A 26982-nucleotide genomic window follows, 5' to 3' on the forward strand; every position below is an offset into this window, starting at 1 on the left:
GCTTCTTCACGCAAGGCAGGAGCGAACCCATGCAGCCTGACCTGCTCGATTTACACGTTTTACATCACTTCCGCACCCGTTCTCCGCTGACCCACTGTATGACCAACGATGTCGTACAGACCTTTACGGCCAACGTTTTGCTGGCGCTTGGCGCATCCCCGGCGATGGTGATCGAGGCCGAAGAGGCTGAACAGTTTGCCGCGATCGCCGATGCGCTGCTGGTCAACGTTGGCACGCTGACCGCGCCGCGCGCCCAGTCGATGCGCCGGGCGATTGAGAGCGCGGTGGCGGCAGGCAAGCCCTGGACGCTGGACCCGGTTGCCGTGGGCGCCCTGGCGTTCCGCACCCGTTTTTGCCATCAAATTCTTGCCCTGAAACCGGCGGCCATTCGCGGCAATGCCTCTGAAATCCTTGCTCTTGCCGGGATGAGCCCGGGTGGGCGCGGCGTTGATACGACCGATACCGCCGCCAGCGCGGTGCCCGCTGCACAGGCGCTGGCCCGCCAGACCAATGCCGTTGTGGTCGTCACCGGCGAGGTGGATTACGTCACGGACGGGCAACGTACCCGAACGGTTACCGGCGGCGATCCGCTGATGACGCGCGTGGTAGGCACCGGATGCGCGCTTTCTGCCGTTGTGGCGGCGAGCTGCTCGCTGCCGGGCGACCGGATGGATAACGTCGCTGCCGCCTGCGGATGGATGAAACGAGCCGGAACGGTCGCGGTTGCGCAGTCGCGTGGCCCGGGCATTTTTGCCAGCGCGTTCCTGGATGCGCTCTATACGCTGGAGGAGCAGGCATGAAGCGGATTAACGCTCTGACCATTGCCGGCACCGATCCCAGCGGCGGCGCGGGTATCCAGGCTGACCTGAAAACATTCTCTGCCCTTGGCGCGTACGGCTGCTCGGTCATTACCGCGCTGGTGGCGCAAAACACGCGCGGCGTGCAGTCGGTCTACCGTATCGAGCCAGATTTTGTTGCCGCACAGCTGGATTCGGTATTCAGCGACGTGCGCATCGATACTACCAAGATCGGCATGCTGGCCGAGACGGATATTGTGGAAGCGGTGGCCGAGCGGCTTAAACGCTATCAGGTGCAAAACGTGGTGCTGGATACCGTCATGCTGGCAAAAAGCGGCGACCCGCTGCTTTCGGCCTCCGCCGTGGAGACGCTGCGTACAAAACTGCTGCCGCAGGTGGCGCTTATCACGCCCAATCTGCCGGAAGCCGCCGCGCTGTTAGGCACATCGCATGCGCAAACTGAACGCGAGATGAAAGCGCAGGGAAACGCGCTGCTGGCGATGGGCTGCGGCGCGGTGCTGATGAAGGGCGGTCATCTTGACGACACTGAAAGCCCGGACTGGCTCTTTACCCGCGATGGCGAAGTACGTTTTACCGCGCCGCGCGTGCAGACCAAAAACACCCACGGCACGGGCTGCACGCTCTCCGCCGCGCTGGCGGCGCTGCGTCCCCGGCATGAAGGCTGGGCCGATACGGTTAGCGAAGCGAAAGCCTGGCTCTCGGCGGCGCTGGCAAAAGCCGATACTCTGGAAGTCGGTCACGGTATTGGGCCGGTTCATCATTTTCATGCATGGTGGTAACCCAGTATACTGGCAGGAAACACCACGCCTGAGAAAACAGAGATGGAACAAGCGCATACCCGGTTAATCGCTCAACTGAATGAACGGATCGCCGCGCCGGACAACACGCCGCTGTACCTGAAATTTGCCGAAACGGTAAAAAATGCGGTGCGAAGCGGCATGCTGGAGCACGGGAATATTTTGCCCGGCGAGCGCGATCTGAGCCAGTTAACCGGCGTGTCGCGCATCACCGTGCGAAAGGCAATGCAGGCGCTGGAGGAAGAGGGCGTGGTGACGCGTTCCCGTGGATATGGCACGCAAATCAACAACATCTTTGAATATTCGCTGAAAGAGGCGCGCGGGTTCTCGCAGCAGGTGGTGCTGCGCGGCCAAAAGCCCAATACGCTGTGGGTCAACAAGCGGGTGGTGAAATGCCCGGAAGAGGTGGCTAACCACCTGTCGATCTCCCCGGACAGCGAGGTTTTTTTACTTAAGCGCATTCGCTATGTGGATGACGATGCGGTGTCGATTGAAGAGTCCTGGGTGCCGGTCGGGTTAATTCCCGATCCGGATGCAATTGGCATTTCGCTGTACGACTACTTCCGCAGTCAGAATATTTTCCCGCAGCGCACCCGCTCAAGGGTGAGCGCCCGCATGCCGGACAGCGAGTTTCAGGCGCACATTAAGATGGATGAAAAAATACCGGTGCTGGTGATCAAGCAAGTTGCGCTTGACCAGCAGCACCGTCCGATTGAGTACAGCATCAGCTACTGTCGCAGCGATCTATACGTCTTTGTGTGCGAGGAGTAATTCCTCACGAGTCGGGGCGCAATCGCCGCCGCGGTGGCTGACCACCCAGGACGCCACGGCATTCCCCAGCAGAACGGCGTCTGCCAGCGACCATCCCGCTGCCAGCCCTGCCAGCGTGCCGCCCGCGTGGCTGTCGCCAGCACCAATGGTGTCCACAACCGTCGCCGGGAACGCCGGAACAACGCCAGAGGCGTCACCGTCATACCACATAGCACCGTCTTTATCATGGCGCACGATCAGCGCGGCGCCAAAGCGCTGCTGCCATACTTCACCCAGGTTTTCAGCCTCTACGCCCAGTCTTTCAGCTGCAAGTTCCGCTTCCTGACGATTGAGCGACACGATTGGCCTGCAGGCCATAATCCGCTCCATCAGCGCGTCGGGAATATCCGCGATGCGGGGGCCGAAATCGATCAATGCCGTCACGTCCTGTAATCCCTCCAGCCAGCGTGTCAGCAGCTCGCCGCACGGCGATGCCAGCTGGTAGCCGGACAAATAAACCAGACTGTTTTGCGGAACGTAAAGCGCATCCAGCCAGCGCTGCTGCCACTGGTTCTCCACGCCGCTAAAGGACATAAAGGTACGTTCGCCGTCAGGCTCAACCAGCGCCAGGCACCAGCCGTTGTCGCCCGTATCGGCCTCCACGGCGCTGTGCAGATCCTGCTTCGCCATGGCGTTGCGGATAATATCCGCCCAGACGCCGTGACCGACGGGCAGAGCGTTTTGCGCCATAATGCCGAGCCGCTTCAGGGCGATGGCAATGTTTAGCGCGCAGCCGCCGATATTCACGCCCTGCTGCTTAAGTTCGATATCGCACCCGCGCCAGGGCAGGGCGTAGGCGTCGGCGATGACGTCTATCACCGCTGCGCCCAGCACCGTCACCGGGCGCGTGGCGTGCAGGGTGTCGAGACGTTGGGCAAATGCATTCATACGCCCTCCCTTTGCTCCCGATAGTGCAGCAGTTTCTCGCAATAGTGACCGAAATCGAGCCGGTTAACGGCGTCGAGCTCGGCCTTCAGCGCCGGGTCAATTGCCTGGACGCCGTGGAGCGCGCCGCAGATGGCCGTCGCAATGGCGCCAATGGTGTCGGTATCGCCGCCCAGGTTGGCGCATAAAATGGCGCAGCGGTTCGGATCGGTTTCCGCCAGTTCGACCATCGCAATGGCCGCCGGGACGGACTCAATGGTGCTGGTTCCTGCGCCGACAAGCTGATAAATCTGCTCGCTGGCGGAGTCGATGCCGTTGGCTTCCCGTACGGTCTTAAGCGCCAGCTCAATACGCGCCGCCAGCGACGCGCTGAAGGTGGTGGTTTTCGCCTCCTGCGCATAGCGGGCGATACCCGGCAGGGCATCGACGATGTTCTGCCAGCTTTCGCCGTCGACGGCACGGGAAACCGCCCACGCAATCACCACCGCGCCGGCAATGGCGAGGTCGGATTTATGGGTCGGGCTGGAGGCCAGCGCCACCTGCTCAACAAAGTGTTCCAGACGCGTCGCCGGAAGCAGGCAGCCCAGCGGGGAGGCGCGCATCGCCGCCCCGTTGGTCACGCCGTTGTTTTCCAGCTCGCTGACCGGCTTGCCGTCACGAATTGCGTTAAGCGCGATTTTGGAGGTCGGGCCGAGCACGTTCTTATTAAACGCATCGAAATCCAGAGCCCAGCGCAGAATATGCTTGCCGATAACGTCCGCGTTGATCTCCCCGTCGCACTCGACGATCGCATCAGCCAGGCACAGCGCCATTGAGGTATCGTCGGTAAACTCTGCCTGTTTGAAATAGCAGGCCGCATTATTCTCTGCCGGGCCGGGTAAAAAGCGGTCGATCCAGCCGAAGTGCGCCTTGACGCGCTTTCTCGGCCACAGCTCCGACGGCATGCCCATCGCATCCCCTAAAGCCTGCCCGTAAAGGGCACCGAGAACACGTTCTTGTTTCATTTAACTTCCCCTTGTGTCAGCGCGGTATCGCCATCAACCACCGCAATTGCGGCGATCTCTTTGTCCGATTCGCGGAAAAACAGCATAAACAGCACGGCAATCACGGCAATCATGATTGCACCAAACGTCCACATTCCGGCCCAGTTGAAGGTCAGCCCATTCACCGGCTCTTTGTATGCGAACAATTTTTCCATCATCACGCCGCCCAGGCGGTAACCCAGCAGGCTACCAAAGCCCTGGCAGCACAGCGTAATCAGGCCCTGTGCGGCGGTGCGCATGTGCACCGGCGCTTTTTTATCCACGTAGATATACGCGGTGACGTAGTAGAAGTCGTAGCTCACGCCGTGCAGCAGAATCCCGAGGAACAGCAGGGCGTAGGTGAAGTACTGTTCCGCACCGCCGTATACGAAGAACCCGTAGCGGATGGCGGCGGTAATCAGACCCAGCAGTAAGACCTTCTTAATACCAAAGCGTTTGGTAAAGAACGGCAGGGCGAGCATAAAGAAGATTTCGGAGAACTGGCCGAGCGTCATCCAGCCGGTGGCGTTTTTCATCCCCACTTCGGTGAGATAGCCGTTGGCGAAGATGTAGTAGAAGGCCAGCGGCATGGCGAACAGGAACGAGCAGAAGAAGAACACGAGGAAGTTTCTGTCGCGCAGCAGGATCAGCGCGTCCAGCCCGAGCATCACTTTGAAGTCCAGCTTGCCGGTACTTTTCGGCGGGGTGTTCGGCAGGAACAGGGCAAAGACGCCGAGCAGGGCGGAGCTGGCGGCCGTCATCAGCAGCGGAATATTGGTATCGGAAATATCGCTGTAGCCCAGCATCTGCGGCAGGAACCCACACGCCAGACCGGAGGCGATCCAGCCGATAGTGCCCATCACGCGGATACGCGGGAAATCGGCTTCGACGTCATCCACGTTCGCGAAGGCAATACTGTTGGTCAGCGCGATGGTGGGCATGTAGGTCAGGGAGTAAACCAGCAGCAGCGGGAAGAAGGTGCTGAACTGGGTTTGCTGTGCGGCGAAGTACATCAGAATCGCGCCGGCAAACATCAGCACCGCCAGCACTTTCTGCGCGGCGAAGAAGCGGTCCGTCAGCGAGCCGACCAGAATCGGGGAGAGGATAGCGGCAATGGCAGTACAGGCGTAAGACCACCCTATTTCCCCGGCGGTAAAACCGCTTTTGCTCAGCCACAGCCACAGCGGCACAAACCACGCGCCCCAGATAAACCATTCAACAAACATCATGAATGACAGTTGGACTTTCGTTTTCATTTTTTAATCCTGCATGTCAGAGAGGGTACGCCTTTAACATACCATTCAATAATACCTTTTAAATACCTTTGTGGCGATTGTTTGATCAATGTAACAGTTTTGTTGTACACGAATCGAGCCAGCAGATTGTGCTGAAAAAAAATGCAATGGGTGGAAAATCCGTTAAGTCGGTACCAGGCTTAGTCTGCCCATAAATAATGGGACTGGATTAACGCACACCGACATGACGTCGAACTTACGGGAGTATCACATGACTGATATTGCGCAGTTGCTTGGCAAAGACGCCGACAGCCTTTTACAGCATCGTTGTATGACCATTCCAGCCGACCAGCTTTACCTGCCTGGTCATGATTATGTTGACCGCGTGATGGTCGATAACAACCGTCCCCCTGCCGTGCTGCGAAATATGCAGACGCTCTATAACACCGGGCGGCTCGGCGGCACCGGATATCTCTCGATTCTGCCGGTAGACCAGGGCGTTGAGCACTCGGCGGGCGCCTCTTTTGCGGCGAATCCGCTCTACTTCGATCCAAAGAATATTGTTGAGCTGGCGATTGAGGCGGGCTGTAACTGTGTAGCCTCCACCTACGGCGTGCTGGCCTCCGTCTCGCGTCGCTATGCCCACCGCATTCCGTTCCTCGTGAAGCTGAACCACAACGAAACCCTGAGTTACCCTACCGAATATGACCAGACGCTCTACGCCAGCGTCGAGCAGGCGTTCAACATGGGTGCGGTTGCCGTTGGGGCGACCATCTATTTCGGCTCGGAACAGTCCCGTCGTCAGATTGAGGAGATCTCTGCGGCGTTTGAGCGCGCTCATGAGCTCGGTATGGTGACCGTGCTGTGGGCGTACCTGCGTAACTCGGCGTTCAAAAAAGACGGCGTAGATTACCACGTGTCGGCCGACCTGACCGGCCAGGCGAACCATCTGGCGGCGACCATTGGCGCTGACATCGTGAAGCAGAAAATGGCCGAGAATAACGGCGGCTATAAAGCGGTGAACTTTGGCTACACCGATGACCGCGTTTACAGCAAGCTGACCAGCGATAACCCGATCGACCTGGTGCGCTACCAGCTGGCGAACTGTTACATGGGCCGCGCGGGGCTGATCAACTCCGGCGGTGCGGCGGGCGGTGATACCGACCTGTCAGACGCGGTGCGTACGGCGGTTATCAACAAACGTGCGGGCGGCATGGGGCTGATCCTTGGCCGCAAGGCGTTTAAGAAATCGATGGCCGACGGCGTGAAGCTGATCAATGCGGTGCAGGACGTCTATCTGGACAGCAAAGTCACGATTGCCTGACCTGAGGGCGAAGTGTAGGCCGGGTAAGGCGTAGCCGCCACCCGGCAATACCATCAGCGCAAAAGCACACAGTCCGGCGGCAACCGACACTGCAGCGCGCCGGGCAACACCTCAATGCGGAACTGCGTCCCGCTCAGCGGCTCTCCGTCGAGGTTAAACGTCATCCCGTGCGGCGCATTTACCTCAAACCACGCCGATTTCCCGTCAATGATATTTGGACTCTCTTCCGGCTGCGTCAGCGTGGTAAACAGCGCGGGCAGCAGGCCGTCGCCCGTGAAAATCCTCAGCTGTAGCTGACCGTCATTGATCAGCGCCTCCGGGCACAGCTGCTGACCGCCGCCTGCCTGTCGACCATTGCCAATGCCAATTACCAGCGCGTCACCCTGCCACTGAAAATCCTCGCCGCGAATTTCGCAGCGGTCAGGCTTGAGAGTGTCCATGCGCATCAGGCCGTGGATCAGGTACGACACGCCGCCCAGCGCCGCCTTCAGCTTTTCCGGCGTTTCGCTGGTGATGCGCGTGCCAAACCCGCCGGTCGCCATATTGATAAAGCAGGTTTTATCATTCACCTGCGCAATATCTACAGCGGTGGCTTTACCGAGGATCGCCAGCTGGAGCGCCTTCTCTAACTCCTCCGGGATCCCGGCGCTGGTGGCAAAGTCATTGGCGGTGCCGAGCGGTAAAATGCCCATCACCGGGCGGTTTGCCGGGGGCAGGTCGATTAGCGCTGAGGCAATCTCATTGATAGTGCCATCGCCGCCGCCGGAAATGATGGTCTCAACGCCAAGCCCGAGGGCTTCATTGATATAGCGTGCCGCGTCGCCTTTTTCCCACGTAACCCTTACGTGAATGCGCGCGCCGTCGTCGCGCAAGCCGTGAATTGCCTGACGCAACAGATCGTTGCCCGCGCTTTTGCCGTTGAGAATCAATAAACTGTCTGGATAGGTTGCCATCCGCGCTGCTCCCTTTTTTAGCGTTAGTAAGAGTGTATAGCAGAGAGGAAAAAAGCGGGTAAGAACAGGATGAAAGGAACAAAATATGCCCGAAAGCGCGTTACACTCCAGCGATGATATGAACGTAATCACAGGAAAGTGATGATGAATAAAATTTTGGTAAGCGCGTGCCTGATGGGCTTCAGGGTTCGCTATAACGGAAGTGAGAAAGCGCGAATGGGTGAGCAACTTGCTCGCTGGCAGCAGGAACAACGTCTGGTTATCCACTGCCCTGAACTGGCTGCCGGGCTGCCTGTACCTCGTCCTCCGGCAGAGATTATGTCCGCTGATGGCAAAGACGTAATGCGCGGGCAAGCCAGAATTATTGAAAATACCGGGCAGGACGTGACCGCACATTATCAGCTTGCAGCCTGGCTTGCGCTACGCGCTGCTCAGGAGTCGGGGTGTAGCGCTGCATTGTTAACCGATGGCAGCCCAACGTGCGGCAGCGAGTTCATTTATGACGGTTCTTTTCGCGGAAGACATAAAGCGGGGAGGGGGGTTGCGGCATCGCTGCTCGCAGAGCATGGGATCGCCGTGTTCTCAGAGAAGCAAATCGACGAACTCATTGCCTGGATTGAGGAGAGAGAAGGCAAAAAATAAGCCCGCGTAAGGGAGATTACGCAGGCTAAGGAGGTGGTTCCTGGTACAGCTAGCATTTATGGGTTATGTTTTTCAGCGGGGGGATAATACCCGTATTGAACGAAGCGGTATGTGATCCGATTCTAAGAATTATCCCAGCGCGAAAAAATTTCCCTGATTGACTATTTGCCGTGTGGGTTTCGGGTGCTTTCACCGTTGAAGTTACGCATCAGCAGCGCGAACTTCAGCTCCACCTCTTCCGGAACCGGCAGCCAGACGGTATGCCCGTCGCCCGGCGCCACGTCAATCGCTTCGCCTTTGCCGTTTTCCAGATGCTCCAGCGTGAAGTTCATGTTGCCCTGCGGGGTCATCAGCTCCAGGCTGTCGCCTTTGGTGAACTTGTTTTTCACCGCGACGGCCGCCAGCGCGCCTTTACGCTCGCCGGTGAAGTCACCGACAAACTGCTGGCGCTCGGAAACGGAGTAGCCGTGCTCGTAGTTCTGGTAGTCGTCGTGGGTATGACGGCGCAGGAAGCCTTCGGTATAGCCGCGATGCGCCAGGCCTTCCAGAGTTTCCAGCAGGCTGGTATCGAACGGTTTACCGGCGACCGCATCGTCGATGGCTTTACGGTACACCTGCGCGGTACGCGCGCAGTAGTAATAGGATTTGGTGCGGCCTTCAATCTTCAGGGAGTGCACGCCCATCTGCGTCAGACGCTCGACGTGGGCGATGGCGCGCAGATCTTTTGAGTTCATGATGTAAGTGCCATGTTCGTCTTCAAAGGCGGTCATGTACTCGCCAGGACGTTTGGCTTCTTCAATCATAAACACGCTGTCGGTTGGCGCGCCGATGCCCAGCGTCGGCTCAACGTTGGTCACCGGAATAGGCTCGTGCTTGTGGACGATGTTGCCGATGTCATCCTCTTTGCCTTCCTGGACGTTATATTCCCAGCGGCAGGCGTTGGTGCAGGTGCCCTGGTTCGGGTCGCGCTTGTTGATGTAGCCGGAAAGCAGGCAGCGGCCGGAGTAGGCCATGCACAGCGCGCCGTGGACGAAGATTTCGATTTCCATATCCGGCACCTGAGTGCGGATCTCTTCGATCTCTTCCAGAGACAGTTCGCGGGACAGGATGACGCGGGTCAGCCCCATCTGCTTCCAGAACTTCACCGTTGCCCAGTTGACGGCGTTTGCCTGCACGGAGAGGTGAATATCCATCTCCGGGAAGTTCTCCCGAACCAGCATGATTAAACCCGGGTCCGACATGATCAGCGCGTCCGGCCCCATATCGACCACCGGCTTCAGGTCACGGATGAACGTTTTCAGCTTGGCGTTGTGCGGCGCGATGTTGACCACCACGTAGAATTTTTTGCCCAGGGCATGCGCTTCGTTGATGCCGAGCTGCAGGTTCTCGTGGTTGAATTCGTTGTTACGCACGCGCAGCGAGTAGCGCGGCTGGCCCGCATACACGGCGTCGGCGCCATAGGCGAAAGCGTAACGCATATTTTGCAGCGTTCCCGCCGGGGAAAGGAGTTCCGGTTTAAACATGTTTGTTCTCGTTCTGATGACAGGTCAGATCCGCGTGCACCTGGTGCAGCGGTAAGGGGAGATCCCCCACTTTAAGGGCGGGCATTGTAGCGCTGCGGGGCAGGGAGGTAAAGTTATTGTGCCGGGTGGCGGCTTCGCCTTACCCGGCCTGGATTGACCCGCGGATGACTAGGCAATCCTGCACGCATCCGCTTCCCAGCGATACCCCACGCCATACACCGCGCGAATAAACGACTGTTCGGCGTCCAGCGCTTCCAGCTTGCGGCGCAAGTTTTTGATATGGCTGTCGATGGTGCGGTCGGTCACTACGCGGTAATCGTCGTACAGGTGGTTCAGCAGCTGTTCGCGGGAAAAGACTTTCCCCGGCTCGTGGGAGAGGGTTTTCAGCAGGCGGAACTCCGCAGGGGTCAGGTCCAGCAGCTTGCCGCGCCAGCTTGCCTGGAAGCGGCTTTCATCCACAATCAGCGGGCTTTCAGCGTCCAGCACCTGAAGCTCGCGCTGCGGCCTGCAGCGGCGCAGAATGGTCTTCACGCGGGCTACCACCTCGCGCGGACTGTAGGGCTTGCAGATGTAGTCGTCCGCGCCGATTTCGAGCCCCAGCAGGCGGTCAATCTCTTCAATTTTGGCGGTGACCATGACGATCGGCACGTCGGAGAAGCGACGAATTTCCCGGCACAGGGTCAGGCCATCAACGCCTGGCAGCATTAAATCAAGCAGGATAAGATCCGGCGGAGTCTGGCGTACATACGGCAGCACCTGGTCGCCGTGGCTTATCAGAGTCGGGGCATAGCTGGCCGCGCGTAAGTAGTCGATCAGCAGCTGTCCCAGCTTGGGTTCGTCTTCGACGATCAAAATGCGCGGCGTGTTTTCGTCAATCGGTAACTCGGTCATACTTCTCTCGATAAATCCCGTTCCAGAGGTAACTCTACTGTAATGCTAACCCCGCCAAAAGGCGAATGGGCGGCGCGGATCGTGCCATTATGCGCCTCGACGATGTTAACGCAAATCGCCAGCCCCAGGCCGGAGCCGCCGCTGGCGCGGTTGCGGGAGCCTTCGGTACGGTAGAAACGTTCAAACAGTTTTTCCAGCTGCGCGTCCTGCACGCCTGGGGCGGAATCCGCGAAGGTGAGGGCAAAGCGCCCGTTTTCCTGTCTGCCGGAGATGTGCAGCCCTCCGCCGCTGTCGGTGTAGCGCAGGCTGTTTTCCAGCAGGTTATTGAACAGCTGCATCAGCCGGTCTTTGTCGCCGAACACCACCGCGCTGTCCGGCAGGGAGAGGTCGATTTTCAGGTTGCGGCTGGCAAACCGCTCGCGGAACGCGCCGCTGATCACTTCCAGAATGTTAATCACGTCCACCGGCGCTTTCTGGTAGGCCAGCGCGCCTTCGTCGGACATGGAGAGCTGGTGGAGATCGTCCACCAGCTTGGTGAGCGTACCCACCTCCGCCTGCAGGGAGGCCACCGATTCGGGCGTAAACTGGCGCACGCCGTCCTGAATGGCCTCGAGCTCGCCGCGCAGCACCGCCAGCGGGGTGCGCAGCTCGTGCGAGATATCGGCCATAAAGTCGCGGCGCATCTGCTGGTTTTTCTCCAGCGTGCTGGCGAGCTGGTTAAAGTCCTGCGCCAGCTTGCCCAGTTCGTCCTGGCTGCGGGTATCGACGCGAGTGGTGAAATCCCCGGCGGCGAGCTTGTGCGTACCCTCCACCAGCCGTTTCACCGGGGCGAGCAGACCGCGCGCCAGCGGGAAGGTGGCGAGCGCGGCGAGCAGCGTGGAGAGGGCGACAATCAGCCAGCTTGTGCGGCGCTGCTGGCGGTCAAAGTTGATGTCGGTGTTGCGCGTCAGGCGCTCCACCGGCGAGGCGATCACCCAGCCCACGGTGGCGTTATTCACTTTAATTGCCCGCCGGGTGCCGTCCGGCGGTATCGGCGCGCGCGGCCCAACCAGGGGGCGCATATCCTGGTCGATCACCCAGAACTGGGTGCGCCAGCCGTGTGGCGGCATGCCCGGGCCTGGACGATCGTCACCGGTATCGTGCTCCAGCGAGCGCAGGATCTGGAAAATAAAGCGGTCGTTATTGCGCAGAAAACGCCAGTTGCCATGTTGGGCGTACTGTTCACTCAGCGCATCGCTTAAGCCCTGTAAACGCTGTTCATTGCCATGCTTGATGTAATCAATAAAGCCGCGCTCAAAGCTCACCCGCACCGCCCAGTGCATGGTGATCAGCAGGACGATACAGGTGGCGAAGATCGCTACAAAGAGCTTGCCGGTAATACCCGGACGCCAGAATTTCATGAGCCACTCCTTTTGCCGCGCCTAATCACGACGTTCTTGCTGGTATCATCCGGCACTCTGGCGAAGATGAAAGCGGGCAGGGCGATGATGACCGCCATGCTGAGGTAGGTATACAAAAAGACCTGATGCGCCACCGGCGTGTCGACGCTGAGATGGTGCTGGCCGTACATGCCGAGCAGCAGGCCGGCAATGGTGACGCCCACGCTCATTGAGAGCTGCATGATCATCGACAGCAGGCTGTTGCCGCTGCTCGCCAGATCGTCCGGCAGGTCCTTCAGCGTCAGGGTGTTCATCGACGAGAAGCGCATGGAGTTGACAATCCCCTGGCAGAACAGCACCAGCGGTAGAGCGTAGTACCAGCCCATCAGCGCCACGGCCATAAACAGCAGGCTGACCAGCGCCAGCCCCAGCGTGGCGGCCACCAGCACGTGCCGGTAACCAAAGCGGTTGACGACCTGCACCACGATGCGCTTCATCCCCATGCTGCCGAGCACCATCGGGATCATCATCAGGCCCGCGTGGAACGGCGAAAAGCCCATGCCAATTTGCAGAAAAACGGGCGTCATAAACGGCAGCATCCCGCTGCCGACGCGCCCGGCGAAGCTGCCGAACAGGCCAAGGCGGTAGGTAGGGTTTTTAAACAGGTTCAGGCTGAACAGCGCCTTATCGTTACCTCTGGCATGCCGCAGATACCACAAAATAGCGATGACGCCGAGAGCGACCAGAATACCCAGCGTCATGGGGGAAATCCCGAGCCCTTTTTGCCCGTCCAGCGCCAGGGTAAGCGTAGCCATGCCCGCCGCCAGCAGGATAAAACCGAAGAAATCAAAGCGCCGCGTCTGCATTTTGTAGTTCGGCATCAGCGCCAGGGTGGCGATGGCACCGATGATGCCCACCGGCAGGTTGATTAAGAAGATCCAGTGCCACGAGGCGTACTCCACCAGAATGCCGCCCAGCGCCGGGCCCAGCAGCGGCCCCACCTGACCGGGCAGGGTCACAAAGGTCATCGCCGCCATGTACTGCTCGCGCGGCACAATCTTCATCACCGTTAGCCGCCCGACGGGCACCATCATCGCCCCGCCGATGCCCTGCAGCACGCGCGCCGTCACCAGCTGGTCGAGGGTATTGGCCTGGGCGCAAAACAGCGAGCCGGTGGTAAACAGCACGATGGCGGTAAAAAAGATGTTCCGCACGCCGACCTTATCGGCCAGCCAGCCGCTGGCGGGCAGCATCACGGCCACCGTCAGCACGTAGGAGACAATCACCATGTGCATATGCAGCGGGCTCTCCCCCAGGCTTTTCGCCATGGAGGGGAGGGCGGTGTTGACGATGGTCGTATCCAGCGACTGCATAAAGAAGCCGAAGGCGACTATCCATAACTGCCAGCGAACGTTGGCGGGGAGATCGGTCATTTACTCGGTCACCGTGGTTCTGTTTTTACGCGAGAAGCGCAGCCGCAGGCGGTCGAAGAACAGATAGACCACCGGCGTGGTGTACAGCGTCAGCAGCTGGCTCATCACCAGGCCGCCGACAATGGTGATCCCCAGCGGCTGGCGCAGCTCTGAGCCGTCGCCGCCCGAGATCACCAGCGGCAGCGCGCCAAACAGCGCCGCCAGGGTGGTCATCATGATCGGACGAAAACGCAGCAGGCAGGCCTGGAAGATGGCCTCTTCCGGCGAGAGGTTGCCGTTGCGCTGGGCGTCCAGGGCGAAGTCCACCATCATGATGGCGTTTTTCTTCACGATGCCGATCAATAGCATGATCCCGATGAGCGCGATAAGGCTGAACGGCGCGCCGAACAGCTCCAGGGCCAGCAGTGCCCCCACGCCCGCCGACGGTAGCGTCGAGAGAATGGTCAGCGGATGCACGTAGCTTTCGTACAGCACGCCCAGCACAATATAGACCGTGGCGATGGCGGCCAGAATCAAAATTACCTGCGAGTTCATCGTCTCCTGGAACACCTGCGCGGTCCCGGCAAAGCTGCCGCGCACGGTGGACGGCACGCCAAGCTGGGTCATCGCGCGGTTGATTGCGTCGCTGGCCTCAGAAAGCGACGAACCGGCGGGCAGGTTAAAGGAGATGGTCGACGCCGCCGATAGCCCCTGATGGTTCACCGACAGCGGCGCGTTGGCAGGCTGCCAGCTGGCGAAGTAGGAGAGTGGAATCGCCTTGCCGTCGTTGTTAATCACAAACATTTTGTCCAGGGCGCTGATGTCCTGGGTGTAGCGCGGGTCAACTTCCATTACCACCTTGTACTGGTTCATCGGCTGGTAGATGGTGGAGATCTCGCGCTGGCCGAAGGCGTTGTTCAGCAGGCTGTTGGCGGCTTCAACATTAATACCCAGCCGCGACATGGTTTCGCGGTCATAGGTCAGCGCCATCTCGGCGCCGTTGTCCTGCTGATCGGAGTTCACGTCCGCCAGCTCCGGCAGGGCAGCCAGCGCCTTGCGGATCTTCGGCTCCCACTCGCGCAGGGCGGCCAAATCGTCCGAGAGCAACGTGTACTGATAGCTGGCGTTCGCCTGTCGCCCGCCGACGCGGATATCCTGAACGGCCATCAAAAACAGGTTTGCCCCCGGCTCTTTGGCGAGCTTCACCCGCAGGCGGTCAATCACCTGCTGGGCGGTTTCGTTGCGCTCGCCGCGCGGTTTCAGGGTAATAAACATCATCCCGCTGTTGACGCGTGACCCGCCGGTAAAGCCGGTGACGTTATCCACGGCTTTGTCTTCCCGAATGATCTTCATAAAGTCCTGCAGCTTGCCGCGCATCGCCTGGAATGAAATGCTCTGGTCCGCCTGAATGCCGCCCATCAGCACGCCGGTGTCCTGTTCCGGGAAGAAAGTTTTCGGGATGGTGATATACATCCAGACGTTGAGCACGATGGTGCCCATCAGCACCAGGCCGACAAGACGCGTATGGTTCAGCACCCACTTCAGCGATTTGCCGTAGCCCTCCTGCATTGCCATCAGAACGCGGCCAAAGCCTTTGCGGCGCGGCTGCGAATGGGGTTTGCTGCGCTTGAGCATCCAGCCGCACATCATTGGCGTCAGCGTTAAGGAGATAACCAGCGAAATGCCGATAGCGACGGAGAGGGTGACGGCAAATTCGCGCAGCAGCCGGCCCGGCAGCCCGCCCATCAGCAGCAGCGGCAGGAATACCGCCACCAGCGACAGGCTCATGGAGAGCACCGTAAAGCCCACCTCGCGCGTGCCCTGCAGCGCGGCCTGCAGCGGCTTCACGCCCGCTTCCAGGTGGCGGGAAATGTTTTCCAGCACCACGATGGCGTCATCCACCACGAAGCCCGTCGCAATCGTCAGGGCCATCAGCGACAGGTTGTTGAGGCTAAACCCGCACAGATACATGGCGGCAAAGGTACCGATCAGCGAGACCGGCACTGCCACCGCCGGAATAAGCGTCGCGCGGCCGGATCGCAGGAACAGGAAGACCACCAGGATCACCAGCGCGACGGAGATCACCAGCGTTTGCTCTACCTCTTCCAGCGAGGCGCGAATGGTCGGGGAGCGATCCTGGGCAATTTGCAGATCGATCGCCGCCGGTATGGTCTCCTGCAGGTCCGGAAGACGGGCGCGAATGCTGTTCACCGTCTCGATAATGTTGGCCTCCGGCAGCTTGCGGATCATCAGCAGAATCGCCGGCTTTGCGTTAGTCATCCCGGCGTTACGCACGTCCTGCACCGAATCGGTGACGCTGGCCACGTCGCTTAATCGCACCGCCGCGCCGTTGTTATAGTGGATGATGAGCGGCTGATATTCCGCGGCGGTTTTCAGCTCGTCGTTGGTGTGGATCTGCCAGCGGTGGCTGCCGTCCTCAATCGCTCCCTGCGGTTTACGCACGTTGGCGTTGCTGATGGCGGAGCGCACGTCGTCCAGCGACACGCCCTGGTTAAACAGCGCCTGCGGGTTTAACCCCACGCGCACCGCGGGCAGGGAACTCCCGCCAACGCTCACGTCGCCGACGCCGTTAATTTGTGAGATTGTCTGCGCCAGCTGGGTGGATGCAAAGTCGTACAGCTGCCCCTGCGAGTACGTATCCGAGGTCAGCGTCAGGATCATGATCGGCGCGTCGGACGGGTTGGCCTTGCGGTAGGTTGGGCGGCTCGGCATCCCGCTCGGCAGTAGACTTTGCGCGGCGTTGATGGCCGCCTGCACGTCGCGCGCTGCGCCGTTAATATCCCGGTCGAAGCTGAACTCCAGAATGATGCGCGTGCTGCCCAGCGAGCTGCTGGAGGTCATCTCGTTGACCCCCGCAATCCGCCCTAGCGAACGCTCCAGCGGCGTGGCAACCGACGAGGCCATGGTTTCCGGTGAGGCGCCCGGCAGCGAGGCGCTGACCATGATCACCGGGAAATCCACCTGCGGCAGGGGGGCCACCGGCAGCAGCCGGAAGCCCAGCACGCCGCAGAGGGTAATGGCGAGCGAGATTAAAATCGTCGCCACAGGGCGATAAATGAAGAGGGCGAAAAACTTCACTTATGCCTCCTCTTCACGTTTCGGGAAGCGGCTTTTGGTCCACAGCGCCAGGCGGTCAAACAGCAGGTAGATCACCGGCGTGGTGAAGAGGGTCAGCACCTGGCTCACCAGCAGACCGCCTACCATGCCGATACCCAGCGGACGACGGAGCTCCGCGCCGACGCCGGTGCTCAGCATCAGCGGCAGCGCGCCCAGCAGGGCGGCCAGCGTGGTCATCAGTATGGGGCGAAAACGCAGCAGGCAGGCCTGGAAAATCGCATCGCGCGGCGACATGCCCTGCTCGCGCTCGGCGGCCAGGGCAAAGTCGATCATCATGATGGCGTTTTTCTTCACGATCCCGATAAGCAGAATAATGCCGATGATGGCAATTACGTCCAGCTCGCTGCCCGCCAGCATCAGTGCCAGCAGTGCCCCCACGCCCGCCGTCGGCAGGGTAGAGAGGATGGTGATCGGGTGGATAAAGCTTTCATACAGCACGCCGAGCACGATGTACATCGCCACGACCGCCGCCACGATCAGCCAGATGGTGTTACCCAGCGCGGCCTGAAACGCCAGGGTGCTGCCCTGGAACTGGGTCTGAATATCGGACGGGAAGCTGAGATCTTTTTCCGCCGCCTGAATGGCCTCCACCGCTTCGCCCAGAGAATAGTTGTCCGGCACGTTAAAGGAGATGGTGGTGGACGGGAACTGATCCAGATGGTTGATCGACAGCGGGGTATAGCGTTCTTCCACCGTGGCGATAGCGCTCAGCGGCACAATGCCGCCGTCTTTGCTGGTCAGGCGCACCGAGTCCAGCCCCGCCAGGCCGGGCGTGTTCTCCGTGTTGTGCTCCAGCACCACGCGGTACTGGTTCGCCTGGGTGTAGATGGTGGAGATCAGGCGCTGACCGAAGGCGTTGTACAGGGCGTTGTCCACGTCCGCCATGGTGATACCCAGACGGCTGGCGGTATCGCGGTTGACGTTAACGTACGCCGCCAGCCCTTTGTCCTGCCAGTCGCTGCTAACATCGGAGAGCTGGGGCAGGGTGTTAAGCTTGTTCACCAGCTGCGGCACCCAGGTGCTGAGGGCATCCAGCGTGGTGGCCTGCAGCGTGAACTGGTACTGCGTGCGGCTGACCTGCGTATCGATGGTCAAATCCTGAATCGGCTGCAGGTAAAGCTCAACGCCCGGCACGCGCGCGACGGCGTTTTGCAGACGCTCAATGACGGCGTTGACGCGATCGTCGCGTTCATCCAGCGGCTTGAGGTTGATCTGCAGACGTGCGCTGTTGAGCGACGGGTTGGTGCCGTCGACGCCCACGTAGGAGGTCAGGCTCTCGACCGCCGGATCCTTCATGATGATTTCAGACACCTGCTGCTGGCGCTGGGCCATATTGGCGAAGGAGACCGACTGCGGGGCCTGAAGCGTGCCCTGGATAATGCCGTTGTCCTGGATCGGGAAGAAGCCTTTCGGAATGAAAATCCACAGCATCACGCTGAGCGCCAGCGTGCCGAGCGCCACGCCGAGCGTTGCCCACGGATGGTTCAGAACTTTCGCCAGCACGCGACCATAGGCGGCAATAATGCACTCGAACATGCGCTCGGAGGCGCGCGAAAAGCGGTTTTGCTTGCGCAGGGACTCGTGGCTCAGCATGCGGGCACACATCATCGGCGTCAGAGTCAGCGACACCACGGCGGAGATCAAAATGGCGACCGCCAGCGTCACGGCAAACTCGCGGAACAGCCGCCCGACGATATCGCCCATAAACAGCAGCGGGATCAGCACCGCAATCAGCGAGAAGGTCAGCGAGATAATGGTAAAGCCGATTTCCCCTGCGCCCTTCAGCGCGGCGGCCAGCGGTTTTTCGCCTTTCTCGATATAGCGCGAGATGTTCTCGATAACGACGATGGCGTCATCCACCACGAACCCGGTGGCGATGGTGAGCGCCATCAGCGTCAGGTTATTGATCGAAAAATCGAGGAACACCATCACCGCAAAGGTGCCGACCAGCGAGAGCGGTACGGCGACGGCGGGAATAATGGTCGCCGGGACGTTACGCAGGAACAGATAGATGATCATAACCACCAGCGCAATCGCCAGCATCAGCTCAAACTGGGTGTCGGTGACCGACGCGCGAATGTTGGTGGTACGGTCGGAAAGCACCTTCACGCTGACCGATTTCGGCAGGCTTTCGATCAGCTGCGGCAGCATGGTGCGGATGCTGTCGGCGGTTTCGATGATGTTCGCGCCCGGCTGGCGCTGCACGTTCATCACGATCGCCTGCTGCCTGTTGGCCCAGGCTCCCAGCCAGCTGTTTTCCGCACCTTGTTCTACGGTCGCCACGTCGCCCAGACGCACCGGCGCGCCGTTCTGGTAGGCGATAATCAGCTGACGATATTCGTCGGCGGACTGCATCTGGTCGTTCGCCGAGAGCGTCACGGCGCGGGTTGGGCCGTCCAGCGAGCCCTTCGCCGAGTTGACGTTGGCGTTGCTAATGGCGGTGCGGATGGTTTCACTGGTGAGCCCCAGCGCGGCGATGGCCTGCGCGTTCAGCTTGACGCGCACCGCCGGGCGCTGTCCACCCGCCAGGGTGACGAGGCCGACGCCGGAAACCTGAGAAATTTTTTGCGCCACGCGCGTTTCGACCATGTCCTCTACCTGGGTCATCGGCATGGCGGAGGAGGTGACGGCCAGCGTCATGATCGGCGGATCCGCCGGGTTCACCTTGCTGTAGACAGGCGGGTTAGGCAGATCCGACGGCAGCAGGTTGGTGGCGGCGTTGATGGCGGCCTGCACCTCCTGCTCGGCGACGTCCAGCGACAGCGTCAGCTGGAACTGCAGCGTCACGACGGATGCGCCGCCGGAGCTCTGGGAGGACATCTGTTTTAGCCCCGACATCTGGCCGAACTGGCGCTCAAGCGGGGCGGTGATGGCGGACGTCACGACATCAGGGCTGGCGCCGGGATAGAGCGTCACCACCTGAATGGTTGGGTAATCCACTTCCGGCAGCGCCGATACGGGCAGGAAGCGATAGCCGATAATCCCGGCGAGCAGGATCGCCACCATCAGCAGCGTGGTGGCGACAGGACGGAGGATAAACAGGCGTGATGGCCCACCTGTAGAGCCTGGCGGCAGCACCTGCATCAGGAGGTCGCTCCCTGTTTCGCCGGTTCAACCACTTCTACTTTGGCTCCTTCGGTCAGACGGTCAATACCGTCGGTGACCACGCGGTCGCCTGCGGAAAGGCCGGCGCTGATGACCACCGTCTGGCTGTCCTGAATTCCGGTTTTTACCAGATGCTTGCTGACCTTATTGTCGCTGTTAAGCACCCAGACAAAGTTACCTTCATTACCCATCTGCAGTGCAGCGGTGGGGATCACCACCGCGTTCTCTTCGGTCGCGACCAGCATGCGCGCATTGACGAACTGGTTCGGGAAGAGGGCATCGTCCTGGTTATTAAAGCGCGCCTTCAGCTTGATGGTGCCGGTGGTGGTGTCGATCTGGTTATCCAGACTGAGCAGGGACCCTTCACTCAGTTTCTGCTTGTTGGTGCGGTCCCAGGCTTCCACCACCAGGCCTTTACCGGTTTTTTGCGCCTGCATGACGGTCGCGATATCGCTTTCCGGCAGGGTAAAGACTAAATCAATCGGCTGGGTTTGGGTGATCACCACGATGCCCGTGGTGTCGCCGCTGGAGATTTGGTTGCCGATATCGACCTGCTTCAGGCCGACGCGTCCGTCAATCGGCGCGGTGATGCGGCTCCAGTCCAGCTGCAGCTGGGCGCTGGCAACGGCGGCTTCGTCGGCTTTGATAGTGCCCTGCGTTTCGCTGACCAGCGACTGCTGGGTATCAAGCTCCTGACGAGACACGAGGTTGGTTTTCACCAGCTGCTGGTAGCGCGCTAAATCCCGGCGGGCGTTGGCGAGCGTGGCTTTGTCTTTCGCGAGCTGTCCCTGCGCCTGGGCGAGGGCAACCTTAAACTGGCTCGGGTCAATTTCGGCCAGCAGATCGCCCGCTTTGACCTGCTGACCTTCCTGGAAGTGGATCGCGACGAGCTGGCCGTCGACGCGGCTGCGCACCGTGGCGGTATTGGCGGCGGTAATGGTCCCGAGACCTGTGAGATAGCGAGGAACGGCTTTTTTCACCGCCGTCGCCGCCTGTACCGGCGCCAGGGCTCCGCCGCGCATGCCGTGACGCCCTCCGCCTGCCGGGCGCTGTGCCTGATTGCTGGCACCGGCGGGAGCTGCGGAGTTCGCGGATTGGCTGTGCCAGTACCAGGCGGCGGCAAGGGCCACCACAATGATGCCAGCGGCGATTGCCCAGCGGGGTTTGTTACTGCCTTTCATCGTTATACGTTCTCATCCTGAAGACTTCGGGGAATGATACTAGTTTAGTCAGCTAACACAGCGGAAAAATGGAGGAAATATGGAAGACTGTCAGGAATGGTCTGAATGGAGGTAAACGCAAAACGGCAACATCCGCTGCCGTTTTTGGTGTTTTATCCCTCTCCCTGTGGCAGAGGGCCGGGGTGAGGGCGCCAGGCCGCACCGCAACAACGCTAGCTAAACATCACCTGCGCCCAGCGCGCCAGCCCTGCTGTAACGGAACCAAAATCATCGCCCCCTGCAATCGGAATACCCGGCAGCTGTTCGGCCAGCGCTTTCTTAATCAGCGGTGAACGGGCGCTACCGCCGGTCAGGTAGATGACGTCCGGCTTCTCTTTGCCGTTCTCCAGCGCCAGCTGCACCTGTTCCAGAATGCGCTGCAGCGGCTGGGCAAGCGCCGTCTCCAGACCGTCCTGCGAAATGGCGGTGGCCAGTTCGTCGCTGATGAACGGCAGGGAGACCGCATGCTCGGCGCGGTCGGAAAGGGCGATTTTACTCTCTTCCGCGGTACGTACCACGCGGTAGCTCAGACGCTGGCGCCACACTTTATAGAGGAGGGCGACTTTTTCGGCGTCCTGCGCGTCGCGAACCAGATCGTTAAGGAAGCGGCCGTTCGCGGTGCTGTAAAAATCACTTTGCGCAGGTACATCGTTGATAGCAATCGCATTCCACCACGGCAGGATCGGCAGGGCGATGCCTTTTTCCGTCTGACCGCCCATGCCGAGCAGCGGCATCAGGCTTTTGAATGCCAGCGCGATATCGAGATCGTTACCGCCTACGCGGCAGCCGCTGTGCCCGAGCAGGCTGTTTTCACGATCGCGACGGTTATGCCATTCGGGGCCCATCAGCAGCAGCGAGCAGTCCGTCGTGCCCCCGCCGATATCCACGACCAATACGCGCTTCTCTTCCGTCAGCGTGGCTTCAAAGTCCAGCCCCGCGGCAACCGGTTCATACTGGAATACCACATCGCGGAAGCCTGCGCGGTGCGCCGCGCGTTCAAGGATCCCCTGCGCCTGCTGGTTGGCCTCGTCGCCGCCCAGCCCCTGGAAGTTGATCGGGCGGCCAATCACCGCCTGGGTAATCGCATCGGTGACCTGCGTCTGCGCCTGATTGCGAATATGCAGCATCATCGCGCACACCAGGTCTTCAAACAACGCGACCTGCTGCGGCTTCAGGCCGCTGGCGCCGAGGAAGGATTTTGGCGACTTAACGAAATAGACTTCTTCGGGATCTTCAATGTAGTGCCCGAGCGAAGAGAGGCCGAACTGCACGCTGGACGGCGTAACGTCGATGTCTTCCTCACGGTTAAAGCTGACCGCCCGGCGCAGCAGCGCCTGGGTCTCCGCCGCCGTGGCCGGAACCTGATGGTGGCGGAACAGCCATTCGCTCACCGCTTCACGCGTCGGCGCGCAGAGCATTGACGGCAGCAGCGTGCTCTCTTTTTCCATTTTCAGGAGCCGTGGCTGCCCATTTTGCATAATCGCAACCGAGCAGTTTGCCGTACCGTAGTCAAATCCAATAAACACGATGAATCCCCATGCCGGTGAGAAGGGGCGAGACTTTAACGAAATGTCCGCATGGCGACAACAGGAATATGAAAGCAAGGCGAAATAGGACCTTTCCGTTTATGCTGTGAAGAACCCAAAAGGAGAGACGATGTACACCCTGAACTGGCTTCCCCCTTACGACTGGCAGTGGATGTTTGGCTTTCTTGGCGCGCGTGCGGTGACGAGCATTGAAACCGTCACAAACGACTACTACGAGCGCAGTTTTGCCTGCGAAGGGCATCAGGGAATATTTCGCGTGACGCCGGATATCGCAGCCCATACGCTGACCGTGACGCTCAGTCCGGGGTTGATTCCGGTTGCGCAGGCATGCCTCGAGCGCATAGAACGCCTGTTCGATCTCTCCTGCAACCCGCAGCACATAGCGGATACGCTGGGCGATCTCGGGGCTGCAAGGCCGGGCTTACGTTTGCCGGGATCGATGGATGCGTACGAGCAGGGCGTCCGGGCGATCCTCGGGCAACTCGTGAGCGTGGCGATGGCGGCGAAGCTGGCGTCGCGCGTGGTGGCGTTATGCGGCGAACCGGTGGCGGATTGCCCGGGGTATCTCTGCTTCCCCACGCCGCAGGCGCTGGCGGCAGCGGACCCGCTGGCGCTGAAAGCGTTGGGCATGCCCGTAAAACGCGCGGAGTCGCTGATTCATCTGGCGCAGTCGGTTATCGACGGAACGTTTCCGCTTTTCCCGCCCGTGAATATAGAAGAGGGGATGAAGGCGCTACAGCAGCGGCCGGGGATAGGGCGCTGGACGGCAAATTATCTGGCCCTGCGCGGCTGGCAGGCGAAAGATGTGTTTCTGCCGGATGATTACCTGATTAAGCAACGCTTCGCAGGAATGACGCCCGCGCAAATTCGTCGTTATGCCGAACGCTGGAAACCGTGGCGCTCCTACGCGCTGCTGCACATCTGGTATATCGACGGCTGGGCACCGTCAGTTGATGGCGAAATAGCTGGTGTTTAGCAGAAGATCTAATGGCTGCGGCTCGGCGATAGTGTCGCCATAGATAAAATCAATGCCGATGCCCGAGAGCGTATCCATCATGATGGGCTGATTACACGGCCCTGCTATGGTCTTCATTCCCAGACGCTGGGCGTGGCCCTGAACAATGGTCACCATCATCTCATCCATCAGGTTGCCATAGACGTTGCTGACCACCTCTGCGTCCAGCATCAGATAGTCGGCCATGTTCGGGCTCAGGTGCGTGAAGACGTTCATGTCGCGTCCTATCTGACTGAAGATCACACGGCAGCCCGCCTGGCGAAGCTTTTGCAGACCCCGTTGCAGGTTTTTATCCGGGCTGCACACCACGTCGGCAGAGATAACCAGATGCAGGAGACGGCCCGGCATGGGGCTTTTATCCAGCAGCTCGAGAAGTTCATCGACCAGCGTTACGCTGGCTAAACCGGCCTCAGAAAGCGGCAGTGCCACGCCCATGCCTTTACTGGCCACCTGCGCGGCGGAGGCACGGAAAAATTCACTAAAGATACGTCTGTCGAGGGCGTGCAAAAGCTCAGGCTCCGCCAGGCCCGAACGGAAGGCATGCTCCTCCTGTACTTCACCCTGGCTGGTCCACAGGCGTAACGAAAGCAGCCAGAAATTACTGCTTTCCGGGATGCGCGGGGAGGCGACGCTGCGGGCGATCATCATCAGATGATTGTCTTTAATCATGTGCCACTGTTCATCAAGCGACATCATGCTGCGCGTGTTGTGATCCCGCTCTTGCTGGGGTTCGTAAACCGTCACAGTACCGCGCCCGTTGTTTTTTGAGGCGTAACAGGCAATATCCGCCTGCGACATTACCTCCGACGCCTGATGGTTATTTTCATCAATCAGCGTGATACCTGCGCTGGCGCCGATCCGGTGCAGGCGGCCTTCCCACATAAAGTGATAGTCGTTGATGGCATGAATCAGGCGACCGGCAATATAGCGCGCGCTTTCAATATTGCAGTCCGGCAATAGTAACCCAAACTCATCCCCGCCCAGACGCGCCAGCACGTCGCTGGAGCGGAGCATGGTCAGCATCAGAGAAGAGAGTTCCCGCAGCAGGGCATCGCCCGCCGCATGGCCCGCCGTATCGTTGACGGCTTTGAAGCGATCGAGATCGATAAAGACCAGGGCATGGCGCTGTCGCGTTTCGCGAACGGTCTGCAGGAGTCGTTTGAGATGATTTTCGAAGCTGACCCGGTTTGCCAGATGGGTTAGGGCATCGTGGGAGGCGCTGTAGCTCAGCTGGCGCAGCATTTTGCGCGACTCTGTCACGTCCTGAATCACTATAACCGAGCCAATATTCTGTCCATCCAGCGTGCTGAGCGGCGTAATGCTGTAATGAATATCAAAATTACCACCGGTACGGCAGTTCAGCACCACGTCCTGATCGATATCAGAACGGGACATATCGCCGCTGTGAATATTCTCCATCAGCGGCCCTTTTTCACCAAAGGTGATATGCAACACCTTCAGGATCGGCTGGCCGATAGCTTCGGTCTGCAGCCAGCCGCTCATTTTCTCAGCGACCGGGTTCATAAAGGTGACGTTCATGTTGATATCGGTGCACAGCACCGCTTCACCGATAGAGTCGAGCGTGATGTGTAGCCGCTCTTTTTCCTGGAAAAGCGCCTCGTTAAGCTGCTTAACCTCGGTCATGTCCATGTTGATACCGAGCAGCCGTTCGACTTCGCCCTGCTTATTGAGCACCCGGTTCGCCAGGGAGCGAATATGGCGCACGCCTTCCTTCACGCGGATGCGGAATTCCAGCTTAAACGGCAGACGGGATATCAGCGAGTCCCGCAGCACCTTCTCAGCGTGGGCACGATCTTCCGGCAGCATCGTATCGTGCCAGAGCTGCCAGGTAGGCTTGATGTGCGGCGGGATTTCATACAGCTCAAACATCCGCTTGTCCCAGCTGATGATGTCTGGCTCGAGATCCCACTCCCAGATGCCGATGCCGCCCGCTTCGTTAGCAAGCGTAATGCGCTCCATCAGGCGCTTATTGACCCACTCGGTCTGCTTCAGGTCGTTAATGTCTTCAATCTGGGCGATAAAGTAGAGCGGCGAGCCGTCGGCATGGCGCACGACGGAGACGGCAAGCAGCGCCCAGACCACTTCCCCGTCGCGGGTGTAATAGCGCTTCTCGAGGGTGTAAGTGTTGATGTCGCCGTTGACCAGCTGTTCGAGCTGCTCCAGGTCGGTATTCAGATCTTCCGGCCAGGTGAGCTGCTGGAAGGTCAGCGACTGGAGCTCCGTCTGGCTGTAACCGAGGAAATTGCACAGCGCCTTGTTAGCCTGAAGCCATTTACCTTCGATGCTGACCAGCGCCATACCGATGGCGGAATACTCCATCGCATTGCGGAAACGCTCCTCGCTTTCGGTAATGTGCTTGCGCTCGGCGCGGAAGGCGTACATCACCATGGTCATCACGTTGGCAGGCAGGAGCAGCATCAGAAACGGCAGCCAGGGGGCGTTCAACATCGGCCCGACGTGCTGGGTTGTCAGCGCCACAGGGTTCCGGGCAATCATCAGCGACACAACCATCACGGTGACAAGAAACACCATGAACGCTTCCATTCGCGGCAAGCGCACCGCGCTCCACATAAGCAAAACGATAACGCAGGTGAAAGGCCACGGCAGCCAGGTAATGGCTGCCCAACTGAGGGCCAGCGTCACGGCCAGGGTGGTCAGGGTTTCCAGCAGCAATCGTGGGTCACGGTGGCGCAGCAGATAATGCGGTTTAAACAACAGTCCCAGTGGTACCACCGCCAGCGCGCCAATGGCTTCAGACAACACCCAGACGAAGAAATTACGCGCTGGTTCAGGGCCGGGCGCCAGCAGAGATACCAGGACGCCGCCCACCAGGGGCGGTATCACGGCGCTGCCGATGGCCACCCGGATCCAGTCATTCAGATTCTGCAGCGGGTTGTACCACGGCAGCAATTTGCGCAGCAATAACGCACCGGTAAAGGCTTCAACCACGTTAATTGAGGTGTAGGTGAGGTTTATCGATCCCCACGAAAACAGCATCCATGTGGCCAGAATATTGCCGAACGAACAGGCCAGGGCGATTCCCGGCCACATTTTTCCTGCATGGCGGTAAAACGCCACCATCATAATGGCGGTGGGGAACCAGAGCGGGGCCAGCAGGGTGCCGAACCGGGTGAGCTCCAGCGAAAATAAGGTAAAGATAAAGGTGACCAGGCCCAGACAGACAAGTCGTATTAAAGGATGTGGGGTGGTAACCAAAACCCGCTGGTATTGTTTATTCATTACCG

Annotated in this window: 19 protein-coding genes; 6 read left to right on the top strand and 13 right to left on the bottom strand. The window is 59.8% G+C overall.

The window, feature by feature from the left end:
• Positions 1-29: 29 nt before the first annotated feature.
• Genes thiM through USH94_RS01905 form a run of 3 tightly spaced genes read left to right on the top strand, consistent with a single transcriptional unit; the run spans position 30 to position 2386 of the window.
• Positions 30-800 carry a hydroxyethylthiazole kinase gene (thiM, locus tag USH94_RS01895; RefSeq protein ID WP_111965804.1) on the top strand — a complete coding sequence of 257 codons (771 nt, stop codon included), beginning with the start codon at positions 30-32 and terminating at the stop codon, positions 798-800.
• Positions 797-1597, top strand: coding sequence for a bifunctional hydroxymethylpyrimidine kinase/phosphomethylpyrimidine kinase (gene thiD, locus USH94_RS01900; protein ID WP_111965803.1), 801 nt, complete (start codon positions 797-799; stop codon positions 1595-1597). Before thiM ends, thiD begins: the two co-directional genes overlap by 4 nt.
• Before the next feature lie 42 nt (positions 1598-1639).
• Positions 1640-2386, top strand: a complete 747-nt coding sequence (locus tag USH94_RS01905) for a GntR family transcriptional regulator (protein ID WP_111965802.1) — start codon at positions 1640-1642, stop codon at positions 2384-2386.
• Here USH94_RS01905 and USH94_RS01910 read toward each other — a convergent pair.
• Genes USH94_RS01910 through USH94_RS01920 form a run of 3 tightly spaced genes read right to left on the bottom strand, consistent with a single transcriptional unit; the run spans position 2360 to position 5588 of the window.
• On the bottom strand, positions 2360-3313 hold the full coding sequence (locus USH94_RS01910; protein ID WP_111965801.1) for a PfkB family carbohydrate kinase: 954 nt from the start codon (positions 3311-3313) through the stop codon (positions 2360-2362). The genes USH94_RS01905 and USH94_RS01910 overlap by 27 nt on opposite strands.
• On the bottom strand, positions 3310-4314 hold the full coding sequence (locus USH94_RS01915; protein WP_111965800.1) for an ADP-ribosylglycohydrolase family protein: 1005 nt from the start codon (positions 4312-4314) through the stop codon (positions 3310-3312). Before USH94_RS01915 ends, USH94_RS01910 begins: the two co-directional genes overlap by 4 nt.
• Positions 4311-5588, bottom strand: coding sequence for a nucleoside permease (locus USH94_RS01920; RefSeq protein ID WP_111965799.1), 1278 nt, complete (start codon positions 5586-5588; stop codon positions 4311-4313). The genes USH94_RS01915 and USH94_RS01920 overlap by 4 nt, the downstream gene beginning before the upstream one ends.
• Before the next feature lie 250 nt (positions 5589-5838).
• On the opposite strand from USH94_RS01920, the gene fbaB reads away from it, so the two are divergent.
• Positions 5839-6891, top strand: coding sequence for a class I fructose-bisphosphate aldolase (fbaB, locus tag USH94_RS01925; protein ID WP_008500869.1), 1053 nt, complete (start codon positions 5839-5841; stop codon positions 6889-6891).
• Between the two features lie 53 nt (positions 6892-6944).
• On the opposite strand, the gene yegS is transcribed toward fbaB, so the two are convergent.
• Positions 6945-7844 carry a lipid kinase YegS gene (gene yegS / locus USH94_RS01930; RefSeq protein ID WP_047174536.1) on the bottom strand — a complete coding sequence of 300 codons (900 nt, stop codon included), beginning with the start codon at positions 7842-7844 and terminating at the stop codon, positions 6945-6947.
• A gap of 141 nt (positions 7845-7985) precedes the next feature.
• On the opposite strand from yegS, the gene USH94_RS01935 reads away from it, so the two are divergent.
• Positions 7986-8486: a DUF523 domain-containing protein gene (locus USH94_RS01935; RefSeq protein WP_111965798.1), complete on the top strand. Its 501-nt coding sequence runs from the start codon at positions 7986-7988 to the stop codon at positions 8484-8486.
• Between the two features lie 161 nt (positions 8487-8647).
• Here the strand turns inward: USH94_RS01935 and yegQ are convergent, their stop codons facing one another.
• From yegQ to yegD, 8 genes are all read right to left on the bottom strand, one after another.
• On the bottom strand, positions 8648-10009 hold the full coding sequence (yegQ, locus tag USH94_RS01940; RefSeq protein WP_111965797.1) for a tRNA 5-hydroxyuridine modification protein YegQ: 1362 nt from the start codon (positions 10007-10009) through the stop codon (positions 8648-8650).
• Positions 10010-10177: 168 nt separating this feature from the next.
• Entirely contained in the window at positions 10178-10900 is a 723-nt protein-coding gene (baeR, locus tag USH94_RS01945) for a two-component system response regulator BaeR (RefSeq protein WP_111965796.1), read from the bottom strand.
• Positions 10897-12300 (bottom strand): two-component system sensor histidine kinase BaeS, encoded by a 1404-nt coding sequence (gene baeS / locus USH94_RS01950; protein ID WP_111965795.1) that lies wholly within the window; start codon positions 12298-12300, stop codon positions 10897-10899. Before baeS ends, baeR begins: the two co-directional genes overlap by 4 nt.
• Positions 12297-13712, bottom strand: a complete 1416-nt coding sequence (locus USH94_RS01955) for an MFS transporter (RefSeq protein ID WP_111965794.1) — start codon at positions 13710-13712, stop codon at positions 12297-12299. Before USH94_RS01955 ends, baeS begins: the two co-directional genes overlap by 4 nt.
• The gene (gene mdtC, locus USH94_RS01960) at positions 13713-16790 is read right to left on the bottom strand and encodes a multidrug efflux RND transporter permease subunit MdtC (RefSeq protein WP_111965793.1); all 3078 of its coding nucleotides are present in this window, start codon (positions 16788-16790) and stop codon (positions 13713-13715) included.
• Positions 16791-19913 (bottom strand): MdtB/MuxB family multidrug efflux RND transporter permease subunit, encoded by a 3123-nt coding sequence (locus USH94_RS01965; protein ID WP_111965792.1) that lies wholly within the window; start codon positions 19911-19913, stop codon positions 16791-16793.
• A complete protein-coding gene (locus USH94_RS01970) occupies positions 19913-21115 on the bottom strand; it encodes an MdtA/MuxA family multidrug efflux RND transporter periplasmic adaptor subunit (RefSeq protein ID WP_111965791.1) in 1203 nt (400 codons plus the stop codon). The genes USH94_RS01965 and USH94_RS01970 overlap by 1 nt, the downstream gene beginning before the upstream one ends.
• Before the next feature lie 212 nt (positions 21116-21327).
• Positions 21328-22680: a molecular chaperone gene (gene yegD / locus USH94_RS01975; RefSeq protein ID WP_111965790.1), complete on the bottom strand. Its 1353-nt coding sequence runs from the start codon at positions 22678-22680 to the stop codon at positions 21328-21330.
• Between the two features lie 130 nt (positions 22681-22810).
• On the opposite strand from yegD, the gene alkA reads away from it, so the two are divergent.
• Entirely contained in the window at positions 22811-23677 is an 867-nt protein-coding gene (gene alkA / locus USH94_RS01980) for a DNA-3-methyladenine glycosylase 2 (protein ID WP_111965789.1), read from the top strand.
• Here alkA and USH94_RS01985 read toward each other — a convergent pair.
• Positions 23648-26977 (bottom strand): diguanylate cyclase, encoded by a 3330-nt coding sequence (locus tag USH94_RS01985; protein WP_111965788.1) that lies wholly within the window; start codon positions 26975-26977, stop codon positions 23648-23650. The genes alkA and USH94_RS01985 overlap by 30 nt on opposite strands.
• Between the last annotated feature and the right edge of the window lie 5 nt (positions 26978-26982).

The sequence above is a fragment of the Enterobacter sp. 148H3 genome, from assembly GCF_034107425.1.
Taxonomy (GTDB): Bacteria; Pseudomonadota; Gammaproteobacteria; order Enterobacterales; family Enterobacteriaceae; genus Enterobacter; species Enterobacter vonholyi.